The sequence below is a fragment of the Streptomyces pseudogriseolus genome, assembly GCA_002154585.1.
Taxonomy (GTDB): Bacteria; Actinomycetota; Actinomycetes; order Streptomycetales; family Streptomycetaceae; genus Streptomyces; species Streptomyces pseudogriseolus.
In genome coordinates, this window is the sequence record MUNG01000217.1 from 1 (window position 1) to 7,613 (window position 7,613).

A 7,613-nucleotide genomic window follows, 5' to 3' on the forward strand; every position below is an offset into this window, starting at 1 on the left:
GCCCCCTTCCGCCCCCGCACCGCGTCCGCCAGCACCCACCGGCGGTGCAGTTCGACGAGTTCCTCGGGGCGCGCCTTGCACAGCCGGGCCAGCCGCTCGACCGGGGCGTAGTCGGCCGGCACCGCGTCCCCGTTGCAGTACCGGTGCAGGGTCGACGTACTCATGTGGAGCCGCTTGGCGAGCACCCCGTAGCTGAGCCCCGACCGGTCCTTCAACTCCCGCAGCAGCGCGGCGAAATCCGCCGCGGCCGTCTGTTCCGACACCGTTCCTCCACTCCCCCGTGTCCCGTTCCACCGTTCCAGGGGACGGCCGTTCCCCCAGGTCAGCGCGGTATGAGCGTTCCAGCGTCCCGGATCGCCCGTCGGCGGTGGCGGCCGGGACGGATCAGACCGCACGCTCTGGTCATCCAAGCACGCCGCTCCCGCCGGCCGGTCGAGCGGCTGCGCCAAGTCCCTTCACATGACAAGGAATCCGCCATGCGCACCTCTCGTCTCCAGCTCCTCGCCGCCGCCGGTGTCGCCGTCGCCTCGCTCGCCCTGACCGCCTGCCAGGACGGCACCGGCACCCGCGACGAGGGCGCGTCCGCCTCGGGGCCCGTCGCGTCGGCGCCCTCGGACACCTCCTCGCAGGCGCCGAAGGAGTCCGCCTCGGACAACGGCGGGAACGACTCCTCCGCGAACGGATCGAGCGGGGACGCGGCCGGCACCGGCGACAGCGGCGGCAAGGGCTCCTCGGCCGGCAAGGGCGGCTCCTCGGCGGGCAAGGGTTCCGCTTCGGGCGGGTCCGACGACGCCCCTGCGTCCTTCAACCCCTGCAACGGATCGAACACGTCCGTCACCGCCGAGCCGGTCTCCCGCCCGGTGAACCACATGCTGATCACGGTCGAGAACACCGGTTCGCAGAACTGCGACCTGCCCTACTACCCGGTGCTGCGGTTCGACGAGATGCAGTGGGTGCCGCAGCCGGTCGAGGACTCCAAGCCGCAGGCCGTGGTCACCCTGGCGCCGGGTGAGTCGGCGTACGCGGGGGTGCTGCTGTCGGCCGCCGACGGCAGCGGCTCGGGCGGCACGACCGGCAAGAAGCTCACCGTCGGCTTCCAGGGCCGCACGCCGAACAGCGACGGCGGCCCCGCCGCGATCCCGGCGCTGCCGGCCAAGGGCGTCTACTACGACAGCAGCCTGACGGTGACCTACTGGCAGTCCTCGATGGACGACGCGCTCGCCTACTGAGCGACGGGCCGGCGCCGAAAACCGCGTGCGGCGCCGGCCCGGGTACGGCCACGATGGGCGGGTTCACCTGCGACAGCAGGACCGAACCCGCCCACGAGCAGATGAGGAGAAGCACCGTGCGGTCCAGGGACCCGGTGCGGCCGAGGGCCTGCCGTACAGGGCCGTACCAGGACGCGAGCGGAAGAAACCCGGCCGGTCCGGGCCGACCGGTACTCCCGGTGGGTCTGAGCCCCGAGGGAACCTCGGGTCAGCGCAGGGTGCGGGCCACCTCGGTGGCCCAGTAGGTGAGGATGCTGCGCGCGCCCGCCCGGCGGATGCCGGTGAGGGACTCGACGATCGCCTTCTCGCGGTCGATCCAGCCCTTCTCGGCGGCGGCCTCGATCATCGCGTACTCACCGGAGATCTGGTACGCCACGACCGGCACGTCCACCGCGTCCGCGACCTTGGCGAGGACGTCGAGGTAGGGGCCGGCCGGCTTGATCATGACCAGGTCCGCGCCCTCCTCCAGGTCGAGCGCCAGCTCGCGCATCGACTCGCGGAGGTTGGCCGGGTCCTGCTGGTAGGTGCGGCGGTCGCCCTGGAGCGAGGAGCCGACGGCCTCCCGGAAGGGCCCGTAGAAGGCGGAGGCGTACTTCGCGGTGTACGCGAGGATCGCGACGTCCTCCCGGCCGATCTGGTCGAGGGCGTCGCGGATGACGCCGATCTGCCCGTCCATCATCCCGCTGGGGCCGACCACGTGGGCGCCCGCGTCGGCCTGGACCTGCGCCATCTCGGCGTACCGCTCGAGGGTGGCGTCGTTGTCGACGCGGCCGTGCTCGTCGAGGACGCCGCAGTGGCCGTGGTCGGTGAACTCGTCGAGGCACAGGTCGGACATGACGAGCAGGTCGTCGCCGACCTCCGCGCGGACGTCCCGCAGGGCGACCTGGAGGATGCCGTCCGGGTCGGTGCCCGCGGTGCCCGCACCGTCCTTCTTGGACTCCTCCGGCACGCCGAACAGCATGATCCCGGAGACGCCGGCCTCTGCGGCCTCGACGGCGGCCTTCTTCAGGCTGTCCCGGGTGTGCTGCACGACCCCCGGCATCGACGAGATCGGCACCGGCTCCGCGACGCCCTCGCGCACGAAGGCCGGGAGGATGAAGTCGGCGGGGTGCAGCCGGGTCTCGGCGACCATGCGCCGCATCACCGGGGAGGTACGCAGACGCCGCGGGCGCGTGCCGGGGAAGGATCCGTACGTCGTCATGCCACCTACGCTACGCCCGCCCGGCCCGTGCCTTTGCCGACGCCCAGTCGGCGCGGACGGGGCCCCGGACGCCCGCCGTGCGGCTCCCGCGTGGCGGGACCATGCTGGAGGAAGGGCCCGGACGGCCGGCGCCGGGACCGTCCCGGACCCGGCCCGCCGCCGTCCCTCCGTACCGCGCGCCACGGAGGTCGCCATGGTCACCCTGCACGGGACGCCCGACCTGTTCGCCCTGTCGGAGATCCGCGGCCCGGTGCTGCGCCCCGGCGACGACGGCTACGCGCCGGAGGTCACGGGCTTCAACCTGTCCGCCCGCCGCACTCCCGACGTGGTGGTCGGGGCGACGGGCGCCGACGACGTGGTGACCGCGCTGCGCTGGGCGTCGGCCACCGGGACGCCCGTCGCCGTCCAGGCGACCGGCCACGGCGCCAACTACCCGCTCGACCACGGGCTGCTGATCAGCACCAGGCGGATGACGGACGTAACGGTCGACCCGGAACGGGGCACCGCGACCGTCGCGGCCGGGGCGCGCTGGCGGGACGTGCCGGCGGCGGCCGCGCCGTACGGCCTCGCGGGACTGTCCGGCACCTCCTCGGGCGTGGGCGCGGTCGGCTACACGGTGGGCGGGGGCCTGCCCGTGCTGGGCCGCGCCTACGGGTACGGCGCCGACCTGGTCCGCTCCTTCCACGTCGTCACCCCCGACGGGACGCTCCACGAGACGGACCGGGACCGCGAGCCCGGCCTGTTCCGGACGCTGCGCGGGGGTAAGGGCGCCGTCGGCGTGGTGACGTCGATGGTCACGGAGCTGCTGCCGCTGCGGACCCTGCTCGGCGGCGGCATCTGGTTCCCCGGCGAGCACGCGGAGGCCGTGCTGACCGCCTGGTCCGGGTGGATCACCACGGTGCCGGACCGGATGTGCACGTCGTTCACGCTGCTGCGGCTGCCGCCGCTTCCGCAGGTCCCGGAGCCGCTGCGGGGCCGCTTCTGGGCGCGGGTCGCGGTCGCGTGGACCGGCGATCCGGACGAGGGCGAGGAACTGCTGGCGCCGGTGCGGGAGGCCGCCCCGGTGGCCGTCGACACGGTGGAGGTCATGCCGTACACGGAGGCGGACCGCATCCACACGGACCCGCAGGACCCGCTTCCGGCGCGGGAGTCGTGCCTGCTGCTGCACGAGCTGACGCCGGTCGCGGTCCGGACGTTCCTCGACCAGGTGGGCCCGGACGCGGGCGACTGCCCGCTGCTGCTCGTCGGGCTCCGGCACATGGGCGGCGCCCTGTCCCGCCCGGGGCCCGGCCCGGACATGATCTGCGCCCGGGACGCCGAACACCTCCTGGAGTCGGTCGGGGTGGTCGCCTCCCCGTCCGACGCGGAGGCCGTCGAGCGGGCCACGAGGGCCCTGCACACCGCGATGTCCCCGTACGGCACCGGCCGCACGATGGTGAACATCCACGGCGCCCCCGGCGACACCGCCGACCGGGCCCGCGCCTGGACCCCGGAGGTCCACGCCGACCTGCTGCGCCTCAAGCACGCCCACGACCCCGCCGGCCTGCTGCGCTTCGGCCACACCCCGTGAGCCGTACCCCCTGAGCCGGCGGGGCGCCCGTCGGATACGGTGCTCGTCTTCCGCGACACGTGCGACAACACGTGCGACGACCCGTACGGCCACGTACGACGACCCGTACGACGAAAGGGGCACCGGACCGTGCACAGCGCCGCCGTGACGACCGAGGGCGACCGCATCCGCTGGGTCGAGCTGCCGGGCCGGGACCCGGCCCGCGTGTACGTCCACGGATTGGGCGCCACCTCCCCCGCCTACTTCACCGAGACCGCCGTGCACCCGCTGCTGGCCGGGCACCGCTCCCTGCTGGTCGACCTGCTCGGGCACGGCCACAGCGACCGGCCCACCGCGTTCGCCTACACCCTGGAGGACCACGCGGACGCGCTCGCCGCCGCGCTGCGCGCCGCGCGGGTCACCGCCGCCGAGGTGGTCGCGCACAGCATGGGCGGCTCGGTCGCGGTCGTCCTGGCCGCCCGCCACCCGGAGCTGGTGTCGCGGCTGGTCCTCGTCGACGCCAACCTCGACCCGCTGACCCCGGAGCCGGGCGCGCTCGGCAGCAGGGGCATCGCGGCGTACGGGGAGGAGGAGTTCGTCGCGGGCGGCTGGCGTGAGGTGCGTGACCGCGCGGGCGAGCTGTGGTGGTCGACGATGCGGCTGGCGGGCCGGGAGGCCCTGCACCGCAGCGCCGTCCACCTGGTCCGGGGCACGACCCCCACGATGCGGGAGATGCTGCTCCACCTCGCGGTGCCGCGCACGTTCCTGTACCCGGAGACCGACGGCCCCTTCCCCGGCGCGGAGGCCATGGAGGCGGCGGGCGTCCGCGTGGTCCCGGTTCCGGACTGCGGCCACAACATCATGCTGGACAATCCGGAGGGCTTCGCCCGCGCGACGGCCGAGGCACTGGCCTGACTTCACTCCCGGCCTGCTGGAGGGACCGACATGCGCCTGCGCTGTGCCGTGCTGGACGACTTCCAGGACGCCGCCACCACGATCGCCGACTGGGGTCCCGTGCGGGACCGGGTGGTTGTGACCACGTTCCGCGAGCACATCGCCGACGAAAACGAACTGGCGTCGGCGCTCGCCGACTTCGACATCGTGGTGACCCTGCGCGAGCGCGTCCCGTTCCCCGCCTCGCTGCTGGACCGGCTCCCCCGGCTGAAGCTGATCGTCGCGTCCGGCATGCGCAACTCGGTCATCGACTACACGGCCGCCGAGCGCAACGGCGTCACCGTCTGCGGCACCCGCAGCTTCCCCACCCCGCCCGTGGAGCTGACCTGGGCGCTGCTGCTCGGGCTCGCCCGTGGCGTGGTCACCGAGAACAACGCCCTGCGTGCGAACGGGCCTTGGCAGTCGACGGTCGGCGCCGATCTGCACGGCCGCCGCCTCGGCCTGCTCGGCCTGGGCAAGATCGGCGGCCGGGTGGCACGGGTGGGCCTCGCCTTCGGCATGGAGGTGACGGCCTGGAGCCCGCACCTCACCGAGGAGCGCACGGACGAGGTGGGCGTAGAACTGGCAGCCTCCAAGAATGAGTTGCTGCGCACCAGCGACTTCGTGTCCCTGCACCTCGTCCTGGGCGACACCACCCGGGGCCTGCTCGGCGCGCCCGAACTGGCCCTGATGAAGCCGACCGCCTGTCTGGTCAACACCTCACGCGCCGGCCTCGTCGACCAGGACGCCCTGCTCACCGCGCTGCACGAGGGCAGGATCGCGGGCGCGGCGGTGGACGTCTTCGACACCGAGCCGCTCCCCGCCGGCCACCCGATGCGCACCGCACCGCGTCTGCTGGCCACCCCGCATCTCGGCTACGTCTCCGAGCTCAACTACCGCACGTACTACACGGAGGCGGTCGAGGACATCGAGGCGTACCTGTCCGGTGCCCCGGTCCGACGCCTGCACTGACACCGCGCCCGCACTCCCGTTGTGGACCGGTCCGACGGCCCCTCTTTGGCTCTGTCCACCGGTCCATGACGCCACCAGGCTGGGAGGAACCGACGTAGTTCCCCGGAGGTTTCCTTGAGTCTCGCGTTCCTGCTGGCCGCCCTGGCCGTGGTGGCCACCCCCGGCACCGGCGTGGTGTACACCCTCGCCGCCGGTCTCTCCCACGGCCGGCGGGCCGGTCTGGTGGCCGCCTTCGGCTGCACCCTCGCGGTCGTGCCCCACCTGCTGGCGTCCGTCACCGGCCTCGCCGCCCTGCTCGCCTCCAGCCCGCTCGCCTACGCGGTGGTGAAGTACGCGGGCGTCGCGTATCTGCTGTACATGGCGTGGGCGATGCTGCGCGACAAGGAGGCGTTCGCCGTCCGCGCGGAGTCCGAGCCGCGCCCGGCGCTCCGCGTGATCACGACGGCCGTGCTGATCAATGTGCTGAACCCGAAGCCGACGCTGTTCTTCGTCGCCTTCCTCCCCCAGTTCGTCCCGGCCGGGTCGACGGACTCGCTCCGCGTGATGCTCCAGCTCGGCGGGGTTTTCATGGCCCTGACCTTCGTGGTCTTCGCCGCGTACGGCGTGTGCGCCGCGGCCGTACGGGACCGGCTGGCGGCCCACCCCCGGGTCACCACCGGCCTGCGCGCCGTCTTCACGGCGAGCTTCGTCGGACTGAGCGCCCGGATGGCGGTGGCGGGATGACCGGGCTGACCTTCCGGCACGCGGAGGCGGTCCGGTCCGCCCACCCGGGCCTGGCGGCGGGCGCGCTGTACGGCACGGACGTCGACGCCACCGACGCCGGCTCGCCGGACGTGGTGGCCCCGCGCGTCGCGGAGTACACCGCCCGCGCCCTCGCCCGGCTTGCCACGGGCCCCGAGAGCCAGTTCCCCGAAGTGCTCGCCTGGCGGCGGGCGTTCGCACGCATGGGCCTGCGTCCGACGCAGTACCGCTGCGCCTCCGAGTCCCTGCTGCGCCGCCTGCGCAAGGAGGGCGCCCTGCCTCGCATCCACCCGGTCGTCGACCTGTGCAACGCGGTCTCGGTGGCGTACGCCGTGCCGGTCGCGGTGCTCGACACCGACCGGATCACCGGCCCGCTGCTGGAGGTGCGCCCCGCGCACGGCGACGAGGAGTACACGACCTTCGACGGCCGCACCGAGCACCCGGCCCCGGGCGAGGTGACGTACGCCGACTCCGCCGGGCGCGCGCACGCCCGCCGCTGGACGAACCGGCAGAGCGGCCACTCGGCGGTGAGCGGCAGCACCCGCCGGATCCTCGTGGTGGCGGAGGCGATGCACGAGGGAGGCGCGGACACCGTGGCGCAGGCCCTGAACGCCCTCGCCGAGGNNCACCGCCGCACCGGAGTTCACGATCGGTCTCGGCGCCAGGACGCCGTAGCGGTGCATGGCACCATCGGTCCGGTGACCGACAGGGACGGCGCGACGGCGCACGGCTCGGACTTCCTGAACCTGCGGGCGGACGACGTGCCCGCGGACGGCAAGGCCGACTGGCTCGCGCGGCAGGTGCGGCAGGCGATCACCGACCGCAGGCTGACCGTGGGCAGCAGACTCCCGGCCACCCGGCTGCTCGCCGCCGAACTGCGCGTCTCGCGGGGCGTGGTGACCGAGGCGTACCGCAGGCTCGCGGAGGACGGTCATGTCGAGGGGCGCCG

8 protein-coding genes and 1 pseudogene are annotated in these 7,613 nt (G+C 73.9%); 7 read left to right on the forward strand and 2 right to left on the reverse strand.

What is annotated here, in order from left to right:
• A partial coding sequence (locus CCN29_RS20200) for a helix-turn-helix domain-containing protein (RefSeq protein WP_143661347.1) occupies positions 1 to 263 on the reverse strand: 263 nt, incomplete at its 3' end.
• 213 nt (positions 264 to 476) lie between these two features.
• Here CCN29_RS20200 and CCN29_RS20205 point away from each other — a divergent pair.
• Positions 477 to 1,229, forward strand: coding sequence for a DUF4232 domain-containing protein (locus CCN29_RS20205; RefSeq protein ID WP_086683556.1), 753 nt, complete (start codon positions 477 to 479; stop codon positions 1,227 to 1,229).
• Positions 1,230 to 1,476: 247 nt separating this feature from the next.
• Here the strand turns inward: CCN29_RS20205 and hemB are convergent, their stop codons facing one another.
• Positions 1,477 to 2,469: a porphobilinogen synthase gene (hemB, locus tag CCN29_RS20210; RefSeq protein WP_086683559.1), complete on the reverse strand. Its 993-nt coding sequence runs from the start codon at positions 2,467 to 2,469 to the stop codon at positions 1,477 to 1,479.
• 193 nt (positions 2,470 to 2,662) lie between these two features.
• On the opposite strand from hemB, the gene CCN29_RS20215 reads away from it, so the two are divergent.
• The 6 genes and pseudogenes from CCN29_RS20215 to CCN29_RS20240 form a co-directional block, all read left to right on the forward strand.
• Positions 2,663 to 4,039: an FAD-binding oxidoreductase gene (locus tag CCN29_RS20215; protein WP_086683562.1), complete on the forward strand. Its 1,377-nt coding sequence runs from the start codon at positions 2,663 to 2,665 to the stop codon at positions 4,037 to 4,039.
• A gap of 129 nt (positions 4,040 to 4,168) precedes the next feature.
• Positions 4,169 to 4,933: an alpha/beta fold hydrolase gene (locus CCN29_RS20220; protein WP_006133281.1), complete on the forward strand. Its 765-nt coding sequence runs from the start codon at positions 4,169 to 4,171 to the stop codon at positions 4,931 to 4,933.
• A 30-nt stretch (positions 4,934 to 4,963) separates the two neighbouring features.
• A complete protein-coding gene (locus tag CCN29_RS20225) occupies positions 4,964 to 5,923 on the forward strand; it encodes a D-2-hydroxyacid dehydrogenase family protein (RefSeq protein WP_006133282.1) in 960 nt (319 codons plus the stop codon).
• Positions 5,924 to 6,037: 114 nt separating this feature from the next.
• A complete protein-coding gene (locus CCN29_RS20230) occupies positions 6,038 to 6,646 on the forward strand; it encodes a LysE family translocator (RefSeq protein WP_006133283.1) in 609 nt (202 codons plus the stop codon).
• Positions 6,647 to 6,867: 221 nt separating this feature from the next.
• A pseudogene (locus CCN29_RS36050) lies at positions 6,868 to 7,182 on the forward strand (B3/B4 domain-containing protein); the annotation flags it as partial.
• 159 nt (positions 7,183 to 7,341) lie between these two features.
• Positions 7,342 to 7,613 (forward strand): GntR family transcriptional regulator (locus CCN29_RS20240; RefSeq protein ID WP_143661348.1); only part of this gene is annotated, 272 nt, incomplete at its 3' end.

Coding starts and splice junctions, on each gene's coding strand:
- CCN29_RS20215 (WP_086683562.1), top strand. CDS start 2,663: ATGGTCACCCTGCACGGGACGCCCGACCTGTTCGCCCTGTCGGAGATC.
- CCN29_RS20205 (WP_086683556.1), top strand. CDS start 477: ATGCGCACCTCTCGTCTCCAGCTCCTCGCCGCCGCCGGTGTCGCCGTC.
- hemB (WP_086683559.1), bottom strand. CDS start 2,469: ATGACGACGTACGGATCCTTCCCCGGCACGCGCCCGCGGCGTCTGCGT.
- CCN29_RS20225 (WP_006133282.1), top strand. CDS start 4,964: ATGCGCCTGCGCTGTGCCGTGCTGGACGACTTCCAGGACGCCGCCACC.